Below are 23,277 nucleotides of genomic sequence, written 5' to 3' on the forward strand. Positions count from 1 at the left end.
GGCGTTGACTGGTCGCCAGCGCGGCCATGAGAAATGGTCTAGTCCCGCCGGGATGAGGCGGGCTTGTCCAGTTCATGACAAATTCCCAATGCGGCTCGCGGTCTCGCCAACCGAGCAGGTCGAGCTGACCCGTCGGGCCAGTATCGATCGGCAAACGCCTCAATAGGCAACGGCGAGAACGACAGGTTCGGTTCCAGCTCGCAGTCTCACAGCGATTGTCTGGCCGAGAAGGTCAAAGAAGTTCGCACCATTGGGTGGCGCCGACACAGAACGTGGCAGCGCTAGCAGGTTCAGCGGCTGCGATAGGGTCTCGGTCACGACGGAGGCCGCCAGTACCGGCGACGCTTTCAAGTCGGAGATTGACAGCGGCGTTAGCCAGGCGCTCAGCACGCGACGGGTCGCTCCATCCGCGGACATCTGCATCAGAGTGAGGACTGGCGATTGGCCACTGCTGAGGCGTGGCGGCACCGGCATTTCGGCGAGCACCGGTCGAGGCGACAGAAACGTCGCCACGACATTGATCGACCACGGTTTCGGGACTGACCACCCCTCTTTCTCTAAAGCGCTTTGCAGCGAGGCAGGCGACCCAGCCCATTGCAGAACGATCGGCTCTTTGGTGTCCCCCTCGAGGTCGATGCGATGTTGCGGTAAGGTCGCCCAAGTTGATGTTTCCCATTCCGCCTTGGTCGCCGCGACTTGCGGCATTGAACGCACATACCGTTGTTCGGCTGCCGGAAGCGTTCGATAAACGTGCAGCGAACCGACCACGAGGAACGCGCCACACAAAGCCAGGCCGAGCCATGCGGGACGCGCCTGCGTCAGGTCGTCCTTTCGGAAGACAAGAGCGATGATCAGTGTCGTGCCGAGACCGAAGATTGTGCCGGCGAGGACGTCGGAAGGCCAGTGTGCTGCCAGATAGATGCGCGATGTTGCGATCAAGCCGACAGTGCCTGCAGCCAAGACAATGGGTAGCCAGCGCCATCGTCCCGGCAGGCCTCTCAGTGTAAGCCACCCTACAAAGCCGAAGAATGTCGCAGCGAAGGTCGCATGCCCGCTGGGGAAGCTATAAGCTTCCGCGCCGCTATACATCGCCAACGGCCGAGCGATCTGTATCGTTGACTTGAGGAGCGGCACAAAGGCGGCGGTCGCGATCAGCAGGATCGCCAGGCCACCAGCCAGGCGCCAACTGCGTCGCCAAGCCAGCCAGGTCAATGTGATCACCGCCAGCGCCGCGATCACGACCCCGTCCCCGAAGCTAGTCACGACGATCATAATGCGGTCGCCGGCATCGATACGCAGGCTCTGAATAAGATTGCTGATGGCCAGGTCGGCGCGGGCGAGTTCGCCGCGAGCCACGACGTCCTCGACAAGATTGACGAAGCCGAGCAGCACGACTGCAAATCCGACAACCAGCAACGCCACGGTTCGGTCGTCAGGAATATCGGGGTCCAGCAAGCGTCGAACGGTGTATGCGAACCCGCCGTTTCGGCCTCTGGCCCACGCGAGCAGGCGTTCCTGCCAAACGCCGAGCAAAGGTAAAACTCTCGACCAGGCCAGCCATGCCAACAGGACCGCGCCTGCAACGGCGAGGCCGACGACCACCAGAACAAGAAGGAGACGGCCGCTGGCATCGCCAAGGACCGCCATCGACGCTCCCAGCGCCGTTGCCGGGAGGACGTGGACGGGAGCCCAGACTAGCGCAGAGGACACATTGGCGGCGTAGAACCGGGCCACGGTCATTCCAGCCATCCCGGCCGAGATCGGCACGACGGCGCGGACACCAGGCAGGAATCGCGCGATGAAGACGCTCTTGCCGCCGTGGCTGTCAAAGTAGGCATCTCCCTTTGCTAGAAGGCCCGGATAGCGACTGAAAGGCCAAATGCGCACGATCCGGTGCTTGTAGTGATGCCCCATCCAATACGAGATGCCGTCACCAACGATTGCTCCGGCAATGGCCGCGATCAGGACCGGCCAGATAGAGAGGTGGCCTGCACCAACGATCGCTGCCGCAGCCAGGATGATGGCTGTCCCGGGAATGATCGCGCCGATCAACACGATCGCTTCCGAAAGGGCAGCGACGAACACGATGAAGGCGACGAGCCAGACGTTCTGGCCCGCGAAAGCCAGCAGAGGCTGGACATAACCGTTCACGAACGAGCTCATGCTTCAGCCTTCAGTGGAAAACGAATTTCGATCCGGAGTCCCGGGTTGTTGTCCTGCGCGGTCACGCTCGCTCCGTGGAGTTCGGCGATCGCGGCGACGAGGCTCAACCCGAGGCCGCTGCCGGTGGTGGTGCGACTCTGTTCCAGGCGATAGAACCGCCGGAAGATCCGCTCTCGCTCCGCGTCCGGAACGCCCGGGCCGTTGTCCCTGACCGTCAGTGTGACTTCGTCCTGGCGCTTGGCCAAACCAACCAAGATTCGCGAGCCATCCGACGTATGGCGAATGGCATTCTCGACGAGATTGACGATCAATTGGGTCAGCAGGTCACGGTCACCCACGATCCAGAGCGAGGGCTCGATAGTTGTTCCGATCGTTTGTCTTCGATCCTCGGCGACAGCAGCGTAGTCACTTGTCAGCAATCTGGTCAGTTCCGATAAATCAACCGGGGAGAACCCCGCGCGGCGGGTGCCAGCTTCGATCTGGGCGATCCGGAGCAGCGCGGAGAATGTAGAGAGGATCTCGTCTACCTGCAGCGTGGCCTTCAGAATGCCGGAGCGCATGTCGTCGATCGTCGCCGCGCCGCGCGCAGTCTCGTCGAGGTGCTGCTTCAAGCGAGACATCGGCGTGCGCAGGTCGTGGGCGATGTCGTTCGAAACCTGCTTGAGGCTGTCCATGAGCACGGCAAGCCTGTCGAGCATGCTGTTGAAGGCGCGGCCGAGTTGGTCGAAATCGTCGTTGCGTGTAGAAACCGGCACGCGGCTTGTTAGATCGCCGGCGACGATCGCCGCAGCGGTTCTGATCATCCCATCGAGACCGCGCAGGAAGCGCGCGCTAAGCCACAGTCCGCTTGCAAGTGCGAGGATAAGCGTCGCTCCGAGCGCCCAGGCAAAAGTCGAGAGGATGGCCTCCTGGACATCGTCCATCCAGTCGAGATCATTGGCTACGCCCAGACGGACTCCGCCCTCCAACGTGGTTGTCCGGAGATAGTAGGATGCGGACTCTCCATCAGAGGTCCAAGCCTCTTTGGAGGGCGAGATGGTCGACCAGCCGTCTTTTGGTGGAAGAGCCAACTTTCGTCCAACGACGATGCCCTTGTCGGCCGCAACCAGAGTGTATTCTAGGGCGTCGCGCTCTCGGGCGGTAAGACGAGCCGAGACAGATGCAATTAGATGCTCAAGTCCCTGCGAACGGTATTCCTGGGCAAGGGTCTCGACCTCTGCCTCGATCCGCTGCGCTGTCTGTTCCTCAAGAGCGGACCTAACCGTCACGTAGACGATCGCGCCGAGGATCCCAACGGACGCCATAAAAACGAAGGCGTAGAAAAGTGCGAATCGGAAGCTCGTCGTTCGCAAAAGCCTAGGCAGGGTCACGGATCAAATATCCCGAACCACGAACGGTTTCGATCAGTTCCTTGTCGAAGTCTCGATCGACCTTGGATCGCAGCCGGCTGACATGTGTCTCGACGATGTTGGTCCGGGGGTCGAAATGGTACTCCCAGACATGCTCTAGCAGCATGGTTCGGGTCACCAGTCTGCCTGCATTCTGCATCAGAAATTCAAGCAATCGGAACTCGCGCGGCTGCAGATCGATTTCCTTTCCGGCACGCGAGACCCTTCGCTTCAACAGATCCATTTCCAGATCGGCAACCCTCAGGACGGTTTGAATGTCGCTGATCGGCGGACGGCGCGCCAAGGCATTGATTCTCGCGACCAGCTCGGCGAATGCGAAGGGCTTGACGAGGTAGTCGTCACCGCCAGCCTGGAAGCCATCGACACGGTCATCTATGCCTGAAAGCGCCGTGAGGAACAGGACCGGCGTTCGCACGCCCGCCGCCCGGATCGTCTTGACGATTCCAAGGCCATCGAGTCCGGGAAGCATGCGGTCGATGATCATGACGTCATAGGGCTCGCCGGCGGCCAACAACAAGCCGTTGCGGCCGGTCTCAGCGATATCGATCACATGCCCGAGCTCGGCCATGCCCTTCTGGATATAGGCCGCCGTCGTCTTGTCGTCTTCGATGACGAGAATCTTCATGATAGGGACGGTCCGTTTGAAGAGGTCGTCAAACTGTGCTCAGCCATTCTTGCTGAACATTTTTGGAAGAACGCGTTCGCCGATCACCTCATGCAAGACCGCCAATCCGGCATGCGCGATAAGGTACGCCCACATCAGGTTCGCGAAGAGCTTATGTGTCGAGATCAGCAATCGACCGGATTCCGGCAAAACCAAGCCCACTGCCGGCAAAATGCCCGTCAAGGCCATCAGCGTGACAGTCAACAATCCCAGTCCATGGATTGCGCTTGCAAGCGGTCTATCATCCGCTGCGGGCAAGCGCCGACGCCGAAGTTCGAGAGCGTGGAGGCGAAGATCGGTGATGACAGCCTTAACCCGGTCGCTGGAGAACCAGGGAAACAACGCGCCCAATTTCGTTTCTCCGCGCCGCACAATCGACCATATCCAAAATACACAGAGAATGCCAAAGGCGGCGTAGCCGCCATATTCGTGCAAAGTGAAGAATATATCAGCCGATTGACCGGGGCGTGGGCCTTCCATCAGCAGACTGACGGCAAGTTGGTGTACGACCGCGATCAGCAAAAAGGCATGCATGATCTTCGTAAATACCGAACGCCTACTCAAATCAGAGCTGAACATCGGCTGTTTATTAATCTGATTGTCTCGATCCGGCATGGTCGTTCTATCCTATCTCCATGGTAGTCAACGGCGCTCTCACAGCGTGTCTCTGCCCCGGGCAAAACAGCAACGCTATCGGGCATCCCGGCCCCGTCTGCGCCAGCCGATGAAGCTCATGCCGATCAGCAAGGGCAGGCCGAGTGCTACGGGCAGAACACGAGATGACTCCACCACCGGCTTGGAGCGCACGACGAAATCGGCAAACGGGCTCGGCGTCAGCGACGACCCCTCTCGACTGACCGCGCTGATGACGACGCGGTAGTGACCCGACTGGATGAGGCGCATCGGCCATTGCGTGCTGATCGTCTCTCCGGGCTTGAGCGATGCGCGGCTTATCGCCTTGTGCGCTGACCAGTCTTCCAGATCGATGGGCTGTTCCTTGCCCTGATCGATCTGGACAAGGCTGATCCAGGCGATCAGGCCGTCGATGGATTTGTCGCCAGTGTTGCGGATGACGGTGTTGAAAGCGAGCCGGTCTCCCATCTGTGGCGATGCGACGTTGGCTGTCGCCGGCGAAATCGCGATGCTGATCGTGCTGGTTTCCGCGACGGCCGGAAGTGCGCCTGTCGCGACCAGCAAGAGCCCTGCGAACAAAGCAGAGCCTCCTTTTGGGGATTGCATGGTCATTGGAACCTCCTTCAGCGAACGAGACGGTTGGTCTGCCGAACCGCATAGGCGAGAGCAAAGAACAACCAGGCGAGGATAGCGACGAGGTGGATGGACTGCGCCGCGACGCTGAGCGAATCGATGATCATGGCGTCGAGCGCATTGACGGCATGGGAGAATGGGTTGACCGCGTCGAACCAACTGCCAAGCGTGGACTGACGCAGGCTCGGTCCGATCAACAAGGGGCTGGCGGCAAGCAGCAGGACAACGAGCATCGTCATCATGGTCGCGCGCACGCTGCCGAGACGCGCGCCCAGCCCCATGGAGAATAGCCCGAATGCCAGCACCACCGGCGTGCCGAACAGCGCCAGTCCGAGGATGGCGCCGAACAGATTTTGCCCTGTACTGCCGACGGCCCAGAGATAGGGCAGCGACAAGACGAACATGACGGCCCACGCCACCATCTGCCCACCGATCTTCCCGGCGAGGATGCCGTGCCGGGACACCGGCGCCAGCAGCAGTGGGGTGAGACTCCCGCGCTCATGTTCGCCCGCGAACGCGTCGGAACCGACGACGAGCGCCAGCAGTGCGCCCAGAGCGATGACAATGCCGGCCATATCGTACACGACCTGGGCGTTGTCGAGCAGGCTGAGTTCGGTGCTGCCGACGAGCAGCAACGAGAAGCCCGAAAGAACGCCGACCATGGCAAGGAGCCAGGCCCGCCCGCGATGACTTACGATGATCTCGCCAGCCTCCTTGCGAGCAATCAAGCCGATGGCGTTCATATTTTCGGGCGAGCGGAAGGGCGAACTTTCACTCGCCGCCTTGATGGGCGCGAGAATGGTCATGCCGCCCTCCTGTCGGTCAGATCGAGATAAAGATCCTCAAGGCCGCCGCCTTCGCGAGCGATCTCGGTCACGCGCCATCCAGCAGCAAGAATCTCGCTCCACGCTGCCTCGGGAGGCACGGAAGGATCGACGGCGACGATCGTCCATTCGCCCTCCTGCGCAAGCACCATGACGTGGCCCTCGCGATTGCCGGCCTTTGGCGAAGCGCCTTCGAGGCGCAAGCGGAAATGGCGATGACCATGTCGCGTCCTGACCAGTTCCGCGATCGCCCCCTCGGCGACGGTGCGGCCCGCGACGATGATACCGACCCGCGAGCAGAGACGTTCGACGTCGTCGAGCAAGTGCGTGCATAGCAGGATGCTGACGCCGTGATCGCGCGCCAGGCCAATTAGAATGTCGTGGATTTCTCGCCGTCCGCGGGGATCCAGGCCATTGGTCGGCTCGTCGAGGACGAGGACCTCCGGATTGGCGATCAGCGCGCGGGCCAGCCCGAGCCGCTGCCGCATCCCGCGCGAGAACTGCCCGATCGGCTGGCCTAGCTTGGGCTCTAGCCCAACCTGAGACAGGCGCTTCTGGATATCTGAAAGCGAGAGGCGCGCGCCATACAGGCCAGCATAGAACCTCAGGTAGTTTGTGGCCGTCATCCAGTCATAGAAGCCGTTGGGGTCCGGCAGGACCCCAACGCGTCGCCGAAGCTCGACGCCATCTTTGACCGGATCATGGCCGAGTACCCGGATAAGTCCGCTGGTTGCAGGCATCAAGCCCAGAGCGGCCGCGATCGAGGTGGTTTTGCCCGCGCCATTTGGACCCAGCAAGCCGTAAATTTCGCCGGCCTTAACCGAAATCGAGACGTCATGCAGGATCTCGGTCGAACCGAGCGCCAGCTTGAGATGCTTGATGGTGATCGACATTGTGTTCTCCATCGCAATTACTCCCGGCCTGCTGGAAGCATCACGGACATCGGCCGCTCGACCGTGATGGCTTGGGTCAACATGTCGAAATGGATCGCGTGGGTGCCGCGGCTCGTCTTGACGTCGATCGTGATCGTGGCGCGCCCCTGGCGCATTGCCCCATGGACCCGGATCGCACAGCCGTTCACCCGCTGCTCTGATTGGGCGATAAGCGCGCCCAGCGTGAGCCGTTTTGTCGTTTGCCGGGCAAGCGACGTCATCGACGACCGCCTGGTTTCGGACCGATGTAAGGATTTTTGGCGGTCAAACATCACGCGCTCCGATCGACTTTCTGGAGCGATCATCGCTTGGGGCACTATGGCGCGAGGTGGCGCTCGCTATACGGTTTTGTCGGAAATGTGGTCCATCAAAAAGAAGGCGGCCGGCGAGTTGTCTCGCCGGCCGCCTTCGGGGACAGGAAGTCGAGATTAGACCGCGCGCTGGAGCGATCAGGCCTCCGACTCGGCAGCGGCCCCGATCCTGTCGCTTTTGCTGAAGCTCAGATAGGCGACCACGCTGACGATCACGGCCAGAAAGATCAGGCTTGTTCCAACCGTTCCAAGGCCCAGCCCACCTGAAGCGATGGGCTTGGCGAGCAGATCGCCCGTCGAGGCGCCGAGCGGGCGGGTCAGGATATAGGCCAGCCAGAACGACAGGATCGCGTTCATCTTGAAGCGGTAGTGAAGCAGAGCGACAAATCCGATCATCGCTCCGAAGACGAGCGCAGCTGGTCCGTAGCCCAGGCCCATCGCTTCAGCCATCAGGTCACCGACCGAGGTTCCCATCGCAAAGGTGAAAAGGATTGCGGCCCAGTAGAACAGCTCTCGTTTGGTCGTCTGGATCGTATGCACGGATAGGCTGTGCTCACTGCGCTGCCAAAACATGAAAACGGCAGAGAGGATCAAGGCGAAGCTGATCGATGTCACCGGAAGGCTGATGCCCATGCCATCGACGAGATTGTCGGACACCAGCGTGCCAACCACGCTGATCAGCACGACGACTAACCAGTAGACCGACGGGATGTAGCGCTTGGCTTTGAGCTGAAAGGCGAGTGCCGCGAGAAAGAGGCCTGCCATCACATAGGAGGTGACGGTCAGGCCGAGACCCAGTTTCGTCGCCAGCAGATCTGCAGCGGTTTCGCCGACGGTCGTCGCGAGGATCTTGATGATCCAAAAATGGGCCGTGATCTCGGGCACTTTGTTGAGCATCGTCATCGATCGATCGTCTTGAATGGGGGGCATGATCTGGCTCCTTCCGTTAACTCGTCGGGGCAGCGCGGCAGCAGCGGTTGTTTCACTGAGGCGGCAAACGGTTGCCGCCGGACCACGGTCAATCGCAGTCGCGATCGACCGGTTGACCCTGGCGGATGCGGCATCGACGCAAGGTGTCGCGCCCTATACGAATTCGTCGGAAACTGCCCAAACGAGAAAGCGACCGGTGCTGTCGCACCGGCCGCCCTCTCCGTCGCCCCACTATCCGGCGATCGCGCAACAACGCGATCAGCCGAATTCAGTCGTTGTCACCATCGTCGTCGTTGTCGGCGCTGGCCATGACCTGCTTGGTGATTTTGCCGGTCTGGGTGTCGATCAGCACCTTGTGCTGCAGGCCGTCCTTGACCACCTCGACCTCGAAGGCGACCACGCCTTTCTCGTTGTCGATGCCCGAGCCGGTCGCCTTGCCGCCCACGGCCTGCTCGGCGGTGGCGATGGCCTGCTGCATGGTGATCTTGGCGTTCTGCATCACCTGCGCCTCGTTGGTTTCCTGGCCCTTGCTCTCCTTGGCGAAGGCCAGCCCTGCCGCTCCGAACGAGCCGAAGGCGATGGTGGCGGCCATGAGAGCCGGGATGATCTTGCGGGAATTCATTGTCTTCTCCTGGGTTGCTGCATCGGCTCGGCTTCAAGGCCGACCGTAAGACGGTTCTGACAGCATGCAGGATGGGGTGACTTGGACGGGCCTATACCGTTTGGCAATCTGAGCACCGGGATCGCCAAGAACCGTTCCCTCAGTCGGTCCGCCTCTGCTCAAGCAGCAGCGATAGCATTCGGTGCTGTTCTTGCTGTCCCGCGATCACGGCATCGACGCGGTCCATTCGCAGCGCATCTAGCAGGCTGTTGAAGAATGCACTCGTTGGGCGGAGCGGTATCGGTTATCGGCGGGGTTCGGATGATCGAGGGCGCCTGGTGAGCGCGATCAGGGTCGTGGGCTTCGGCGCGGGGCGTCGCGCGGCTTCGACGATGATCGTTGCGGGGGCCGCGTCGGTGATCTCGCTCATGCCGGCGTCGCCAACAGCTTCGGCAGTCGCACGAGGTTGTAGGCTGCGGCGGCGAAGGTGAAGGCCCATCCGACCCGGTCGACGCCGCGCAGCTTGGTCCTGTCGAGCCCGGCCACCGCCTTCATCCAACCGAAGCCCTCCTCGATGCGCTTGCAGATGCGCTGGCTTGCGGCATAGCCGGGATGGCGGGTGGTGCGACCGTCGATGGCCGAGCGGCCGCGGCAACGGGTCAGGTTTTGCGCCACATGCGGGCGCACGTTCATCGAACGCAACTCGTTCACGAAGTCTGACGCGTCATAGCCGCGGTCGGCCCCGAGCGTGATGGGCCGCGGCCGGTCGGCATGCGGTTCGATCATCGCCAGTGCCGCCACCCGCTCGGCATGGCCAGACACCGTCGTCAGGCAGGCATCGACGATGAGGCCGGAGCGGTTCTCCATCAGGGCATGGCCGAGGAAGGCGAGCCGCGCCTCCATGCCGGGACCCTTGCGATAGAGCTTGGCGTCCGGATCGGTGGTCGAGGCGTGGGTCGCGTTCGAGCGCTTCTCGCCGCGGAAATCGGCCTCGGCGTTGCGCCCGCCCGAGGCCGGCGGCTCGTTCGGGCCGGAGCCTCGTCCAGGCTCTTCGACCGGCCTGAAGCTCTTCATCGACGCCCAGGCCTGGATCAGCGTGCCGTCGACGCTGAAGTGCTCGCTCGACAGGAGCCGCTTCACACGGCGCCCGGCCAGCACGGTCGACAGGAACTGCGCCGCGACGTCGCCGGCGAGAAGCCGGTCGCGGTTCTTCGAGAACGTCGAGTGGTCCCAGACCGCGTCGTCGATGCCGAGCCCGACAAACCAGCGAAACAGGAGATCGAACTCCAGCCGCTCCATCAGCTGGCGCTCAGAGCGGATCGAGTAGAAGGCCTGCAGCAGCATCGCACGCAGCAGCTTCTCCGGGGCGATCGACGGCCGGCCGAGGCCCGAGTAGAGCGCCGAGAGGTCGCTCCCCATCACGGAGAGAGCCTCGTTCACCAGGTTCCGGATCGCCCGAAGCGGATGGCCCGCCGGCACCCGCGCCTCCAGATCAACATAGCTGAAAAGCGCCCCTGTCCGCTCGTCGCTCCCGCGCATCCCGATCCTCCCCAACGCAGAGGAGTGAATCACGTCAAGGACGGAACCGCGAGCCGCTTTTTCAACAGCCTGCTAGTGGATTGATTCCAACGTCTGATGCCCTCTGGCTGCGGCAGCGATGATTGCGTCTGGGTCGGCTTTCCAGCGGAACGGCTTTGGATCGACGTTGTGCTCGGCGAGGTACCGGTTGATGGCGGCCTGGAGGTCGACGACGCCGAGGAAGACGCCCCGGCGGAGCCTGCGCTTGGTCAGGGCAGCGAAGAAGCCTTCGACCGCGTTGAGCCAGGAGGCGCTGGTCGGTGTGAAGTGGAAGGTGACGCGCGGGTGGCGGGCAAGCCAGGCGATCACCTTCGGGTGCTTGTGGGCGGCGTAATTGTCGAGGATCACGTGCATGGCTTTTGTGGCCGGGACGGTCTTCTCCACGGCGTTGAGGAAGCGGATGAACTCCTGATGGCGATGGCGCTGCATGCACCGGCCGACCACCTTGCCGTCGAGCACGTCAAGGGCGGCAAACAGTGTCGTCGTGCCGTGGCGCTTGTAGTCATGCGTCATGGTGCCAGCGCGGCCGCGCTTCATGGGGAGACCGGGCTGCGTGCGGTCGAGCGCCTGAATCTGGCTCTTCTCATCGATGGAGAGGACCACCGGCCACCGGCATAGGCCGAGCCGAGGGACAGCGGGGAGGTCGTATTGACGAGGTTGCCGCCGCCGCCCGATCCGCCCGCTCCGCCGTCACCGGGGAACGCGGGATCAAAGCCGCCAACGCCGCCGCCACCGCCGCCGCCGGCCGCCAGGTCATTGGGGGCGCCCGCCGCCCCGCCTGCTCCGCCGGACCCACCGCCGTCATTGGCGCCGGCTCCCCCAGCCGTGGCCGATCCACCGGGCGTCTGCGCTGCCGAACCACCATCGCCCCCCGAAATGCCGGCATTGCGGTCGCCGCTCCCGCCGCCGCCGCCGGCGATGCCGCCGCTCCCGAAGGAATAGCCCGCGCCGTTGCCGCCTCCCTGGGTGATCTGCTGTGCGGACGCTGCCTGAGACCATAGCGGCAATCCCGCACCGAGCGACAAGGCGAGGGCCAGGCAGGCACGGGACGTCGTGTGGCGTAGGTTCTTCCGTCGTCCGGAAACGGCGCCTGAGCCTGCTCCGTCACCTGGAGTGAAGGCAAGCAGTCGCGAAGGAGACGTCGACGGAGCCGTGGCGCGCCGGAATCCAGGCAGGCGCATCGGCGAACCACGGTCGCAAAGCGTCATCATCTCCCCCCATGCCGCACAGACGAATCCGGACCTGGAATCCGCCTGCTGCTTGTCGCAGCATGCTCAGCATCGTCTTGCCCGGCATCGCTCTGCTGACCGTCCGCCTGACAAGCCGCGAAGCAGCCGGGCTTCAGAGTAGAATCCGACGCCCGGCCATGCCACCGTTGAATTCAGTTGAATTCTGACAGATTCTTGCAACGGGGACAGATCGACAGCTAAACCACGTGCTCTTCGTACAATTTTGAAAAATACTTTGGCGCTAAACGCCATGTCTCGCTCTAACTGACTACATTCCGGCGCGGAGAAACTTGATAAGAATTTGTGAATCCATCACATCGGCTATCACCAGCCGGGCGAATCGTGAAGCTGCATCGAGATGCTTGATCTCAAAACCATTCTGGTCGTCGCGCTGGCGACCGCGAGCCTGCAGGCCGCTGCCTGGGTCTTCGTCTGGCGGGCCTGGCGCCATCTCTACGAGCTGAAATTCCTTGCCGCGGGCTTCGGCGCCATCGCAGCCGGCCTTCTCCTGATGATCCTGCGCGGTCCGGAACCCGGTCCCCTGGCCATCGTGGTGCACAACACCGTCATCAAGCTGGGCCTCGTCCTGCTCGCCGAGGGACTTGCCCGCTTCCTGGGCCAGCCTCGTTACAGCTGGATCGGCATCTCGCTGCTCGTCTTCCAGATCGCCGTCTGGAGCGCGGCGGTGACCGTCGACCCCGACAATATCGCGACCCGCATCCACAGCTCGACCATCTTCACGGTGATCATGATGTCGGTGATGTGCCTGGGACTCCTGCGCGACAGGACGCAGCCGGCACTGCTGCGCTGGATCACCATCGGCCTGCTCGCCGAATACATGGCAGCCAGCATCCTGCAGAGCGTCATCGAATACCGGCTGCCGGCCGATTTCGACAGCGGCCCGATCCTCGCCGACCGCAACGCCTGGTATCTGCTGCAGGGCACGCTGTTCCTGATCGCCTTCTTCACCTGCCTGCTCTTCATGGTCAGCGCCCGGCTCTCGGCCGACCTGCGCCGGAACCACGATGCCCTGCTGCGGGAAGTCGAGGAGCGTCGCAAGCTCGAAGGCCGGCTGAACGCCAGCCTCGAGGCCGAGCGTGCCGCGCGGGACGAGCAGGCGGATTTCATGCGCGTCGTCAGCCATGAGTTTCGCACGCCACTTGCGATCATCCGCAATGCCGTCGAGATGATCGGCCTGGTCGGCGACCGATCTCCAGAAGCGACGCGAGAGCGCCTCGCGGGCATCGGCGAGGCGCTCAACCGCCTGTTCTCCCTGATCGACAGGTTCATGACGGATGACCGGGAGAATGGCTTTCAGCCGGAGCCGCTGCAGCTCGGCGCCCTGATCGGGGATGTGCGGCTGCATTTCGAGATGACGGCGCGTGGCGATCGCCTGCGCTTCGTCATGGCGGACGAAGCGGCCTCCCTCCACGCCGACCCGGAAATGCTGGGAACGGTGATGGTCAACCTGATCGACAACGCCCTGAAATATGCGCCGGACGACCCTGCGATCCGCATCGAGGCTCGGGAGGAAGCAGGGTCCGTGGTGATTGAGGTTCATGACCGCGGCATCGGCATTCCCGGCGCCGAAGCGAGCAAGATCGGCCGCCGCTTCTTTCGAGCGTCCAATGCCAAGGCGAGCGCGGGGACCGGCCTCGGGCTCTACGCAGCGCACAGGTTCCTGGCCTATCACGGCGGAACGCTGCAGCTCGCCTCCAATGCCGGAGAGGGCACGACCGCCATCGTGCGCCTGCCTTCGTCGCGCGGCGCGTCCGGCGCCAATTCGCCGGGGGAGACGACAGCGTGACGCATATTCTGATCGTCGAGGACGAAACCAGGCTGCGCAAGGATCTGGTCGATTTCCTCGGGCTATGCGGGTTTGCGGCCAGTGGAGTCGCAACCGCGCATGGGCTGCGGCAGGCCCTGGAGGAAGGTCACGCGCCGGACGTCATCATCCTCGACGTCGGCCTGCCTGATGGCAACGGCTTCGAGCTCGCGCGCTGGCTGCGCGAGACCCATCGCTGCGGCATCATCATGCTGACGGCGCTTGGTGACAGCGACGACCGCATCCGGGGCTTCGAAAGCGGCGCCGATATCTATCTCGTCAAGCATAGCACGCTGCGCGAAATCGAAGCGGCGACCCGCAGCCTGCTGCGGCGAAACGGATCACCATCCGCCCCCGGAAACGGCAATGGCGAGCAATGGCTGCTGGACGGCACGAACTGGTCCCTGACCGCGCCCAATCACCGTTCGCTCAAGCTGACGGCGACCGAATTCGCCTTTATGAGCGCACTGTGCAGCCACGGCGGCACCTGCCAGCGCGAAGAGCTGATGGAGACGCTCGCCCGCCCCAGGTCGACCTTCGGCAACCGTCATCTCGATGCCATCGTCAGCCGGCTGCGCCGGAAGATCGAGGAACGCACCAGCCTGCCGGCGCCGATCAAGGTCGTCTACGGTGTCGGCTATACCTTCACAGCAACGACCGTCGTGGATTGAGCATCCGTCGATCTCATCGCTTCGCGCCGTACTGAACGGCCCGAAACCGGGCTCTCCCGATGTCCGGAATGGGCCACATTCGGACTCGCGCCTCATGCCAGAACGACCTCCTTCCAGCGAGCGTTCCCGACAGGCAGAGCGGGCTAGAAGCCTCGGATTGAAAACCAGAATCGAAGGATTCCCTTTTGATGGCCTTGTGATTCACCGTTTGTCGAGGTGAATCATTGGTCGCAGCTACTCGGCCGAACCCAGATCGAATGCGCACTTCAAAAAACGCCCGGCCTAAGCCGGGCGCATCTCGCATTTGCGGAACTTTTCCTGCAATCGCGGCAACACTATGCCTCGGTTTTCATCTAGCGACTGAGCTTAAGTCTCACGAGCACCCAGTCGTCGAGCCGCAGGTGTTGCACTTCAGGCAGGTGCCGTTGCGCACCAGCGTGAAGTTGCCGCACTCGCCGCAGCTGTCGCCGACATAGCCCTTCATGATCGCCTCGGCCCGGCGCTCGGAGGCGGTCGGCTGGGCGGCCGGCGCGGCGAAGCCGAGCTTGCTCATCTGCTCTTCGCCATAAGCCTCCGGCTCCTCCTTCAGCGCGGTCGCGCCGGCGGTGGCGAGGCCCATTGCGCTGCTGGTCGAACGAGCGACCGCATCGTTGGCCGCAGCCCCGCCCTGGATGGCGAGCAGGTTGATCGGCTTGCCGCGGCGGAAGCCCGAGGAGGCCAGCGGGGTCGAGGTGATCGGCCCGGCCGCATCCGGCGCCCTGCCCTGCTCGACACCGCCGCCCATCACGTCATGGCCGATCTCGGAGGGATCGACATGGGCGAGGTCGTGCCGGCCGAGATAGGAGATCGCCAGCTCGCGGAAGACGTAGTCGAGGATCGAGGTCGCGTTCTTGATCGACTGGTTGCCCTGCACGAAGCCCGAGGGCTCGAACCGGGTGAAGGTGAAGGCCTCGACATACTCCTCCAGCGGCACGCCGTATTGCAGGCCGAGCGAGACCGCGATGGCGAAGTTGTTCATCATCGCCCGGAAGGCCGCGCCCTCCTTGTGCATGTCGATGAAGATCTCGCCGAGGCGGCCATCGGCATATTCGCCGGTGTGGACATAGACCTTGTGGCCGCCGACCACCGCCTTCTGGATGTAGCCGGTGCGGCGCGCCGGCATCTTCTCGCGGTCGCGGACACGCTCGACCCGCTCGACGATGCGCTCGACGATCTTCTCGGCGATCTGCGTGGCGCGCGCCGCCTGCGGCTGCTGGTAGAGCGCCTCGGTCGCGTCGTCGGCGTCGTCGTCCTCATCGGCGATCAGGGCCGAGTTCAGCGGCTGCGACAGCTTCGAGCCGTCGCGGTAGAGGGCGTTCGCCTTCAGCGCAAGCTTCCAGGAGAGCAGGTAGGCGCTCTTGCAATCCTCGACGGTGGCGTCGTTCGGCATGTTGATGGTCTTGGAGATCGCGCCCGAGATGAAAGGCTGCGCCGCCGCCATCATGCGGATATGGCTCTCGACCGAGAGATAGCGCTTGCCGATCCGCCCGCAGGGATTGGCGCAGTCGAAGACGTTGTAGTGTTCCTTCTTCAGGTGCGGCGCGCCTTCCAGCGTCATCGCCCCGCAGACATGGACGTTGGCGGCCTCGATCTCGGCCTTGCTGAAGCCGAGGAAGGGCAGCAGCTCGAACGACATATCGTTGAGCTTCTCGGCCGGCACCTTCAGCGTGCCGGTGAGGAAGTCCTCGCCCAGCGTCCACTTGTTGAAGACGAACTTGATGTCGAAGGCGCTCTTCAGCCCCTTCTCGATCGCCTCGATCTTCTCGTCGCTGAAGCCCTTTGCCCGCAGCGAGCCGGGGTTGATGCCGGGCGCCTGCTTCATCGAGCCATGGCCGACGGCATAGGCCTCGATCTCGGCGATATCAGCCTCGCGATAGCCGAGCGCACGCAGCGCATCGGGAACCGCGCCGTTGATGATCTTGAAGTAGCCGCCGCCGGCGAGCTTCTTGAACTTCACCAGCGCGAAATCGGGCTCGATGCCGGTGGTGTCGCAGTCCATGACCAGGCCGATCGTGCCGGTCGGCGCGATCACGGTCGACTGGGCGTTGCGGTAGCCGTGCTTCTCGCCGAGCGCCAGCGCCTCGTCCCAGCTCGCCTTGGCCCGCTCCGACACCGTCGCCGAGGAGCCGCCGAGGCGCTCCAGCGTCGCATGGTCGAGCGGCACCGGCGTCACCTGAAGGCCTTCATAACCCGTAGCCTGGCCATGCGCCGCGACGCGGTGGTTGCGGATGACGCGCAGCATGTGCGGCGCGTTCTTCTTGTAGCCCGGGAATGGGCCGAGCTCGCCCGCCATCTCGGCCGAGGTCGCATAGGCGACGCCGGTCATGATCGCGGTCAGGCCGCCGGCGAGCGCCCTGCCCTCATTGCTGTCGTAGCCGAGGCCCATGGTCATCAGCAGGCCGCCGATATTGGCGTAGCCGAGACCGAGCGTGCGGTACTCGTAGGAGAGCTCGGCGATTTCCTTCGAGGGGAACTGCGCCATCGTCACCGAGATCTCGAGGACGATCGTCCAGAGCCGGCAGAGATGCTCGTAACCGGCGACGTCGAAAGCCTTGGTCTGCCGGTCGTAGAACTGCAGCAGGTTGGCCGAGGCCAGGTTGCAGGCGGTGTCGTCGAGGAACATGTACTCCGAGCACGGGTTCGAGGCGCGGATGCGTCCCGAGGCCGGGCTGGTGTGCCAGTCGTTCATCGTGGTGTTGAAGTGCAGGCCGGGATCGGCCGAGGCCCAGGCGGCGTAGCCGATCTTCTCCCAGAGGTCGCGCGCCTTCAGGGTCTTGGTGACCTTGCCGGTGGTGCGGCCGACGAGATTCCAGTCGCCATCATTCTCGACCGCGCGCAGGAAGTCGTCGGTCAGCGAGACCGAGTTGTTCGAGTTCTGGCCGGAGACGGTGAGATAGGCCTCCGAATCCCAGTCGGTGTCGTAGGTGTCGAACTGGATCTCGGTGTAGCCCTGCCTGGCGAACTGGATGACGCGCTTGATGTAGTTGTCAGGCACCATCGCCTTGCGGGCGAGCTTGATCTCGCGCTTCAGCGCCGGGTTCTTCTCGGGATCGAAACAGGCATCGTCGGCGGCCTCGCAGTTCACGCAGGCCTTCATCACCGCCTTCATCGCCTTCTGGACGATCTTGGAGCCGGCGACCAGCGCCGCGACCTTCTGCTCCTCCTTCACCTTCCAGTCGATATAGGTCTCGATATCGGGGTGATCGACGTCGACGACGACCATCTTGGCGGCGCGGCGGGTGGTGCCGCCCGACTTGATCGCGCCGGCTGCGCGGTCGCCGATCTTGAGGAAGGACATCAGGCCGGAGGAGCGGCCGCCGCCGGCAAGCTTCTCGCCCTCGCCGCGCAGCATCGAGAAGTTCGAGCCGGTGCCGGAGCCATACTTGAACAGGCGCGCCTCGCGCACCCAGAGGTCCATGATGCCGCCCTCGTTGACGAGGTCGTCCTGCACGCCCTGGATGAAGCAGGCATGCGGCTGCGGGTGTTCGTAGCTCGACTTCGACTTCACCAGCTTGCCGGTCTTGAAGTCGACGTAGAAATGGCCCTGGCTCGGCCCGTCGATGCCATAGGCCCAGTGCAGGCCGGTATTGAACCATTGCGGCGAGTTCGGCGCGACCATCTGCGAGGCCAGCATGAAGCGCAGCTCGTCATGGAAGGCGTGGGCATCCTCTTCCGAGGAGAAGTAGCCGCCCTTCCAGCCCCAATAGGTCCAGCAGCCGGCGAGCCGGTCGAAGACCTGCTTGGACGAGATCTCGGAGCCGAAGCGCTTGTCTTCCGGCAGCTTGGCGAGCGCGGCCTCATCGGGAACCGAACGCCAGAGGAAGGACGGGACGTCGTTCTCCTCGACCTTCTTGAATGCGGCCGGGACGCCGGCCTTGCGGAAATACTTCTGCGCGAGTACGTCGCTCGCGACCTGCGACCAGGCCTCCGGCACCTCGATGCCCTCGAGGCGGAAGACGATCGAACCATCGGGATTGCGGATCTCACTCACCGCCGAGCGAAACGGGATCGCCGAATAGGGCGACTGGCCAGCGGTGGTATGGCGGCGCTCGATGCGCATAAGCTTCGTCCCCAATGCTTGCCGCGGGCGTAGCAGACGCTCCGCGCGGCCGGTTGCTCACCGGCTCCTGATGTCAGTCCAACTCGATTTGATGCCCCTGGATCCCGCGGCGGTGTCACCCCACCATCGGTTTCCTGATGCGGCCAGCCGGAGCACGCACGTCGCCGTTCGCCGTCGCCATCTCTGGCGCGCCGCGGTGATCGCCTTGACCCGTCTGGGAACTCGTTTCGCGGGTCGAAAAAGGCGTCTCCGCCAACCGTCACGCGACCGTCAAAATTTAGTCCCGATTGGGTCGCGACGTCAAGGATTAGTGCGAGGCGATAGGTGTGGATACGACATCTTGTAGGAAGATGTGGATCATGGGGATAAGTTTCAAGGCACCTGCTAAGCCCAAGGAATCACATGTGGAATCGCGGCGCCGTTGCGAGCTTGCAACGATCCTTGCCGGTGTGAAACCACTAAAATCCGCCGGACCATGGTTAACGAAGCGTCAATCGGACCCGGCGAACCCTACTAGTGGAAGCGTTCTCTGCAGGAGCAGCCACAAGTGCTTGAATCCGCGCGATGCTTCGACGGCTGGGGCACCATCGAGGCTGCGCGGAGGCGCTCCGAATCATGACCGAATCGTGGCGATGACCGCAGCGACGCTGCTGACGGGATTGGGCGTGCCTGCCGCCTAGCTGCGAGGGCAGCTGGAGGGCTCCCATGACCGACACCGTTTTCGAACTGCGGCGCTACACCCTGAAGCCCGGTGCGCGCGACACCCTGATCGACGTCTTCGACAGCCATCTCGTCGAAACGCAGGAAGCGGTCGGGATGAGCGTCGTCTGCCAGTTCCGCGATCCCGCGGCGCCCTACCAGTTCGTCTGGTTCCGCGGCTTTCCCGATCAGGAGGCGCGGACCCGCGCCCTCCCCGCCTTCTATGGCGGCCCGGTCTGGGCGCAGCACGGCCCGGCCGCGAACGAGACCATGCTGGAATGGCACGACGTGCTGATGCTGAAGCCGGCAGCACCCGGCTCCGGCTTCGACACGCGCGGGCTCCGGCGGCTGCCGCCAGGCACCGTCGATATCGAGGATGGCCATCCTCATCTGGCGGCTGTTCATCATCTCGAGCCGGACGCTACCGACGATGCGGCCGCGCTTGTAGCGAAGGAGATCGCGGATGCGGTACGCGCCATCGGTGGTGAGGTCCTTGCCAGCCTGATCAGTGACCGCAGCGAGAACGGATTCGCACGCCTGCCGGTGCGCGAGAGCGAATGCGTCGCGGTCACGCTGATAAGGCCCGCGGTCCCCCAGGCGATACCGGCGCTCGAAGCTGCCCTGCGCGACACGGCGCCAGGTACCGGCCGTGCCCCCGATATCGCCCGCCTCTTTCCGACCGCGCGCTCGCTCCTGCGCTAGAGTTTGAGCCTCGCGCCGCAGAGTCGCCGGGATTGCCCGGCCTGATGCACCCTGCACACCGGAGGCCGGACCGATGAATCGCCTGCTCGCCATCATCGCGCTCTGCCTTTCGGTGTTGCCGGCCTGGGCAGAGCCCGGCCAGCACTGGCCCGCCATCGACTCGGCCGCTGCCGGCTGGTCCGCGACCGCACTGCAGCCGCTCCGTGACTATGCGGAGCTGCGCAAACCGACCGCCCTGATGCTGGTGCAGAACGGCGCCGTCCTCGCCTCCTTCGGCGATCCCGTGCGCAAGGTCGGCGTCGCCTCGGTGCGCAAGAGCCTGCTGAGCTCGCTCTATGGCAACGCCGTCGCCGATGGGCGGATCAGGCTCGACGCCACGCTCGCCGAGCTTGGCGTTGACGAGAAGGCGCCAGGGCTCACCGATCAGGAGAAAGGCGCCACCGTCCGCGACCTGCTGACCGCCCGCTCCGGCATTTACCTGCCGGCAGCGCACGAGACGCCCGATATCAAGGAGAAGCGGCCGGCCCGCGGCAGCCACCCGCCGGGCACGTTCTGGTTCTACAACAACTGGGATTTCAACGCCCTGAGTACGATCTACCGCCAGCGCACCGGCAAGGACATCTTCGAGAGCTTCGCCCGCCATATCGCTGCGCCGATCGGCATGGAGGATTTCTCCGCCAGGGATGGCCGCTATGCGCTGTCGCCGGTCTCGATCCATCCGGCCTATCCGTTCCGGCTGAGCGCGCGCGACCTCGCCCGTTTCGGCGTGCTCTTCGCCAATGGCGGCAGCTGGGAGGGGCGACAGCTCATACCCGCAGGCTGGGTCAGCGAATCGACCGCTCGCCAGTCGGCAAGCGACCGGCCCGGCCGCGGCTACGGCTATATGTGGTGGACCCTGCCGGAGGACGGCTTCGGCAAGGGCGCGGCGCTCGCCTCCCGCTATGACGGGCAGCAGGTCGCCGTCATCCCGAGCAAGCGCCTCGTCCTGGTCCAGACCGCCGAATCCGGGAGCGACGGGAAAGGTCAGCGCACCCGTGACTTCATCGCGATGCTGCGCAAGATCGTGGCCGCGGCGCCGTAACGATCGATGCCCGCAGCGCCCTGCCGCACTGGACATCACGGCCCTGCATCTTCATAAGTCGCGCGACGGCCCAAGGCCTGCGCGGACGCCAAGCGATGACCAAGACCCTGCTCCAGCTCTTCACTTGGTGGAATGGCCAGACCATTGGCACGAGGTTCCACACCTGGCGCTTCGGCGAGAAGGTCGGCGAGGACGAGTTTGGCAATGTCTACTACCGCACCAAGGGCGGCGTGAAGGACAAGGCGCTCGGCATCCAGCGCCGCTGGGTGGTCTATAACGGCCCGATCGAGGCTTCGACGATCCCGTCGGGCTGGAACGGCTGGCTGCACCACACCGTCGACGTCGCCCCGTCCGAGGAAAAGTATACCCCGCGCGAATGGCAGAAGCCGCACCAGCCGAACCATACCGGCACGGCCCTGGCCTACCGCCCGCCCGGCTCCACGCTGGGCGAGAACAAGACTCCGGCTGCGACCGGCGACTACCAGGCCTGGACCCCGGGCCGCTGAGACAAGGTTCAATGATGAAAATAGGCCAGCTCACGATCGAGCTGGCCTTTTTTGTTGAAGCCTTAGCTTTTTCTCAGCGCGCTGCAGGCAATCGCGCCATGAACGCGCGGATGCGTTCGGCGATCTCGCCGGCATGCGTCTCCAGCGCGAAATGGCCGGCGTCGAACAGATGCACCTCGGCGCCCGGCACCTGCTGCTTCAGATAGTCGACCCCCTTGAGCGTGAAGAATGGGTCGTTCTTCCCCCAGACGATCAGCATCGGCGGCTGGCGTTCGGCGAGGTAGCGCTGCCAGGCCGGATATGCCGCGAAATTGCTCTGATAATCGTGCAGCAACCTAAGCTGGATCTCGCGATTGCCCGGCCGATCCAGCCCGGCCTGATCCATCGTCCAGGCATCGGGCGAGAGCCGCTCGGCCCGCGTGGCGCCATGGACGTACTGGAAGCGCGTCGTCTCCGGCTTCAGCAGGTCAGCGAAGGGCTTCTCGGTCTCGGGATTGCGCTCGCGCCAGAACGACGCCATCGGCGCAGTCACATCCGCGCTCCAGCCCTCGGCATTGGCGACCGCGTTCTGCACGATCAGCCCGCGCACGCGCTCCGGGCGGCGCAGTGCCAGGCGGAACCCGACCGGGCCGCCATAGTCCTGCAGATAGAGCGCATAGCTCTTCAGCCCGAGCCGGTCGACCAGCGCTTCCATCACATCGGCGAGGCGGTCGAAACGATAATCAAACTCGGCCGGCGACGGCGCGCCGCTATGGCCGAAGCCGGGATAGTCCGGCGCGATCACCCGGTACTGCCCGGCCAGGCAGGGAATCAGGTCGCGAAACATGTGCGAGGAAGATGGGAAGCCGTGCAGCAGCAGGAGCGCCGGCGCATCCTGCGGCCCGGCCTCGCGATAGAAGATCTCGGTGCCGGCGATCGTGGCGGTGCGGAAATGGGTCGGAACGGGCTCGGCAGCTGTCACGGGCGTCATGGCGAGAACTCCAGCGGCAAGGGTGATGGCGGCAAGGCGGCAGAGGGAGCGGGTCATTGCGAGAGACGTAACCCCTATTTCTATATTTCAACGGTGTCACTTGATTTGACACCTGTCAATCGATAAATAACCGGTTACAGACCGACATGTCCCTCCGAGGTCCGAAATGGCGTCCGCGACAGAGGCTTCCAGCGAATTCCGCGACGGCTTTCCCTTCGTCGGCGGCGCGACCTGGCTGGATCTGCTCAACACCACGCCGGCCGGCGAAACCGGCCCCGAGGAGCTGATCGATGGCCCAGAGCGGGCATTGGCCTGGCTGAGAGCAGCCGGGCTCGGCGATGCGGCCGGAGATGCAGACGAGGCAATGGCCGATCTGCGCGCCCTGCGTGCGGAACTGCGGCCGGTCTTTGAGAGGCTCGAGGCAGGCCAGCCGCTGTCCGATGCCATTCTGACGTCAGTCAACCGCCGGCTGGCCGGTCTCAACGGCCACCATGTCCTGCAGCGTGGGGAACAGGGACCAACGCTCGGAATGGCGTTCGATCCCGCCGGGCCCGCCGCACTGATCGCACTCGATCTCGCGCGTTTCGTCTGCGAGGCCGAGCCGGCACGGCTGAAGCGCTGCGCCGCCGATCATTGCACGCTCGTCTTCTACGATCGCGGCCGCAACAACACCCGGCGCTGGTGCACGATGAGCCTCTGCGGCAACCGCGACAAGGTCGCCCGCTTCCGCGCCAGGCGCGCCATACGTTGAAGCTGGGTCCGATCGGGTTGAATCAACCTGATCGGATCCGGCTCTTACCTTGGGTCTGGAGGGGCG

19 protein-coding genes and 1 pseudogene are annotated in these 23,277 nt (G+C 63.9%); 6 read left to right on the plus strand and 14 right to left on the minus strand.

Going from position 1 to position 23,277, the window contains the following annotated elements:
- Window positions 1–159: 159 nt before the first annotated feature.
- The 12 genes and pseudogenes from GV161_RS27015 to GV161_RS27070 all read right to left on the minus strand — a co-directional run.
- Window positions 160–2,163: a bifunctional DedA family/phosphatase PAP2 family protein gene (locus tag GV161_RS27015; protein ID WP_152016308.1), complete on the minus strand. Its 2,004-nt coding sequence runs from the start codon at window positions 2,161–2,163 to the stop codon at window positions 160–162.
- Window positions 2,160–3,533: a HAMP domain-containing sensor histidine kinase gene (locus GV161_RS27020; RefSeq protein ID WP_152016309.1), complete on the minus strand. Its 1,374-nt coding sequence runs from the start codon at window positions 3,531–3,533 to the stop codon at window positions 2,160–2,162. The genes GV161_RS27015 and GV161_RS27020 overlap by 4 nt, the downstream gene beginning before the upstream one ends.
- Window positions 3,520–4,197: a winged helix-turn-helix domain-containing protein gene (locus GV161_RS27025; RefSeq protein WP_100961998.1), complete on the minus strand. Its 678-nt coding sequence runs from the start codon at window positions 4,195–4,197 to the stop codon at window positions 3,520–3,522. The genes GV161_RS27020 and GV161_RS27025 overlap by 14 nt, the downstream gene beginning before the upstream one ends.
- A gap of 39 nt (window positions 4,198–4,236) precedes the next feature.
- Complete coding sequence (locus GV161_RS27030) at window positions 4,237–4,851, minus strand: cytochrome b/b6 domain-containing protein (RefSeq protein WP_152016310.1); 615 nt, start codon at window positions 4,849–4,851, stop codon at window positions 4,237–4,239.
- 75 nt (window positions 4,852–4,926) lie between these two features.
- Entirely contained in the window at window positions 4,927–5,481 is a 555-nt protein-coding gene (locus GV161_RS27035) for a hypothetical protein (protein ID WP_201303130.1), read from the minus strand.
- A gap of 11 nt (window positions 5,482–5,492) precedes the next feature.
- Window positions 5,493–6,308 (minus strand): ABC transporter permease subunit, encoded by an 816-nt coding sequence (locus GV161_RS27040; RefSeq protein ID WP_201303129.1) that lies wholly within the window; start codon window positions 6,306–6,308, stop codon window positions 5,493–5,495.
- A complete protein-coding gene (locus GV161_RS27045; protein WP_152016311.1) occupies window positions 6,305–7,219 on the minus strand; it encodes an ABC transporter ATP-binding protein in 915 nt (304 codons plus the stop codon). The genes GV161_RS27040 and GV161_RS27045 overlap by 4 nt, the downstream gene beginning before the upstream one ends.
- 17 nt (window positions 7,220–7,236) lie before the next feature.
- A complete protein-coding gene (locus GV161_RS27050) occupies window positions 7,237–7,479 on the minus strand; it encodes a hypothetical protein (protein ID WP_152016312.1) in 243 nt (80 codons plus the stop codon).
- A gap of 228 nt (window positions 7,480–7,707) precedes the next feature.
- Window positions 7,708–8,472: a hypothetical protein gene (locus tag GV161_RS27055; RefSeq protein ID WP_348521235.1), complete on the minus strand. Its 765-nt coding sequence runs from the start codon at window positions 8,470–8,472 to the stop codon at window positions 7,708–7,710.
- Window positions 8,473–8,767: 295 nt separating this feature from the next.
- Window positions 8,768–9,121, minus strand: a complete 354-nt coding sequence (locus GV161_RS27060) for a PepSY domain-containing protein (protein WP_152016314.1) — start codon at window positions 9,119–9,121, stop codon at window positions 8,768–8,770.
- 405 nt (window positions 9,122–9,526) lie between these two features.
- Window positions 9,527–10,639, minus strand: coding sequence for an IS5 family transposase (locus GV161_RS27065; protein ID WP_152016315.1), 1,113 nt, complete (start codon window positions 10,637–10,639; stop codon window positions 9,527–9,529).
- Between the two features lie 72 nt (window positions 10,640–10,711).
- A pseudogene (locus GV161_RS27070) lies at window positions 10,712–11,281 on the minus strand (IS630 family transposase); the annotation flags it as partial.
- Window positions 11,282–12,265: 984 nt separating this feature from the next.
- Here GV161_RS27070 and GV161_RS27075 point away from each other — a divergent pair.
- Window positions 12,266–13,714 carry a HAMP domain-containing sensor histidine kinase gene (locus GV161_RS27075; protein WP_152013978.1) on the plus strand — a complete coding sequence of 483 codons (1,449 nt, stop codon included), beginning with the start codon at window positions 12,266–12,268 and terminating at the stop codon, window positions 13,712–13,714.
- The gene (locus GV161_RS27080; protein WP_152013977.1) at window positions 13,711–14,403 is read left to right on the plus strand and encodes a response regulator transcription factor; all 693 of its coding nucleotides are present in this window, start codon (window positions 13,711–13,713) and stop codon (window positions 14,401–14,403) included. Before GV161_RS27075 ends, GV161_RS27080 begins: the two co-directional genes overlap by 4 nt.
- A gap of 373 nt (window positions 14,404–14,776) precedes the next feature.
- On the opposite strand, the gene GV161_RS27085 is transcribed toward GV161_RS27080, so the two are convergent.
- Window positions 14,777–18,502 carry a vitamin B12-dependent ribonucleotide reductase gene (locus tag GV161_RS27085; RefSeq protein WP_152013976.1) on the minus strand — a complete coding sequence of 1,242 codons (3,726 nt, stop codon included), beginning with the start codon at window positions 18,500–18,502 and terminating at the stop codon, window positions 14,777–14,779.
- Between the two features lie 705 nt (window positions 18,503–19,207).
- Between GV161_RS27085 and GV161_RS27090 the strand changes: the two genes are divergently transcribed.
- The 3 genes from GV161_RS27090 to GV161_RS27100 all read left to right on the plus strand — a co-directional run bounded on the left by GV161_RS27090 (window position 19,208) and on the right by GV161_RS27100 (window position 21,490).
- Window positions 19,208–19,903, plus strand: coding sequence for an NIPSNAP family protein (locus GV161_RS27090; protein WP_152013975.1), 696 nt, complete (start codon window positions 19,208–19,210; stop codon window positions 19,901–19,903).
- A 73-nt stretch (window positions 19,904–19,976) separates the two neighbouring features.
- The gene (locus GV161_RS27095; protein WP_152013974.1) at window positions 19,977–20,984 is read left to right on the plus strand and encodes a serine hydrolase; all 1,008 of its coding nucleotides are present in this window, start codon (window positions 19,977–19,979) and stop codon (window positions 20,982–20,984) included.
- Window positions 20,985–21,079: 95 nt separating this feature from the next.
- Window positions 21,080–21,490, plus strand: coding sequence for an NADH:ubiquinone oxidoreductase subunit NDUFA12 (locus tag GV161_RS27100; protein WP_152013973.1), 411 nt, complete (start codon window positions 21,080–21,082; stop codon window positions 21,488–21,490).
- Window positions 21,491–21,563: 73 nt separating this feature from the next.
- Here the strand turns inward: GV161_RS27100 and GV161_RS27105 are convergent, their stop codons facing one another.
- Window positions 21,564–22,460, minus strand: coding sequence for an alpha/beta hydrolase (locus GV161_RS27105; protein ID WP_244624012.1), 897 nt, complete (start codon window positions 22,458–22,460; stop codon window positions 21,564–21,566).
- A 166-nt stretch (window positions 22,461–22,626) separates the two neighbouring features.
- On the opposite strand from GV161_RS27105, the gene GV161_RS27110 reads away from it, so the two are divergent.
- A complete protein-coding gene (locus tag GV161_RS27110) occupies window positions 22,627–23,211 on the plus strand; it encodes a CGNR zinc finger domain-containing protein (RefSeq protein WP_152013971.1) in 585 nt (194 codons plus the stop codon).
- Window positions 23,212–23,277: the final 66 nt, after the last annotated feature.

Source organism: Bosea sp. 29B, from assembly GCF_902506165.1.
Taxonomy (GTDB): domain Bacteria; phylum Pseudomonadota; class Alphaproteobacteria; order Rhizobiales; family Beijerinckiaceae; genus Allobosea.

Coding starts and splice junctions, on each gene's coding strand:
- GV161_RS27065 (WP_152016315.1), bottom strand. CDS start 10,639: ATGCGCGGGAGCGACGAGCGGACAGGGGCGCTTTTCAGCTATGTTGAT.
- GV161_RS27095 (WP_152013974.1), top strand. CDS start 19,977: ATGAATCGCCTGCTCGCCATCATCGCGCTCTGCCTTTCGGTGTTGCCG.
- GV161_RS27100 (WP_152013973.1), top strand. CDS start 21,080: ATGACCAAGACCCTGCTCCAGCTCTTCACTTGGTGGAATGGCCAGACC.
- GV161_RS27035 (WP_201303130.1), bottom strand. CDS start 5,481: ATGACCATGCAATCCCCAAAAGGAGGCTCTGCTTTGTTCGCAGGGCTC.
- GV161_RS27040 (WP_201303129.1), bottom strand. CDS start 6,308: ATGACCATTCTCGCGCCCATCAAGGCGGCGAGTGAAAGTTCGCCCTTC.
- GV161_RS27075 (WP_152013978.1), top strand. CDS start 12,266: ATGCTTGATCTCAAAACCATTCTGGTCGTCGCGCTGGCGACCGCGAGC.
- GV161_RS27090 (WP_152013975.1), top strand. CDS start 19,208: ATGACCGACACCGTTTTCGAACTGCGGCGCTACACCCTGAAGCCCGGT.
- GV161_RS27025 (WP_100961998.1), bottom strand. CDS start 4,197: ATGAAGATTCTCGTCATCGAAGACGACAAGACGACGGCGGCCTATATC.
- GV161_RS27055 (WP_348521235.1), bottom strand. CDS start 8,472: ATGACGATGCTCAACAAAGTGCCCGAGATCACGGCCCATTTTTGGATC.
- GV161_RS27015 (WP_152016308.1), bottom strand. CDS start 2,163: ATGAGCTCGTTCGTGAACGGTTATGTCCAGCCTCTGCTGGCTTTCGCG.
- GV161_RS27060 (WP_152016314.1), bottom strand. CDS start 9,121: ATGAATTCCCGCAAGATCATCCCGGCTCTCATGGCCGCCACCATCGCC.
- GV161_RS27030 (WP_152016310.1), bottom strand. CDS start 4,851: ATGCCGGATCGAGACAATCAGATTAATAAACAGCCGATGTTCAGCTCT.
- GV161_RS27045 (WP_152016311.1), bottom strand. CDS start 7,219: ATGTCGATCACCATCAAGCATCTCAAGCTGGCGCTCGGTTCGACCGAG.
- GV161_RS27050 (WP_152016312.1), bottom strand. CDS start 7,479: ATGACGTCGCTTGCCCGGCAAACGACAAAACGGCTCACGCTGGGCGCG.
- GV161_RS27105 (WP_244624012.1), bottom strand. CDS start 22,460: ATGACGCCCGTGACAGCTGCCGAGCCCGTTCCGACCCATTTCCGCACC.
- GV161_RS27110 (WP_152013971.1), top strand. CDS start 22,627: ATGGCGTCCGCGACAGAGGCTTCCAGCGAATTCCGCGACGGCTTTCCC.
- GV161_RS27085 (WP_152013976.1), bottom strand. CDS start 18,502: ATGCGCATCGAGCGCCGCCATACCACCGCTGGCCAGTCGCCCTATTCG.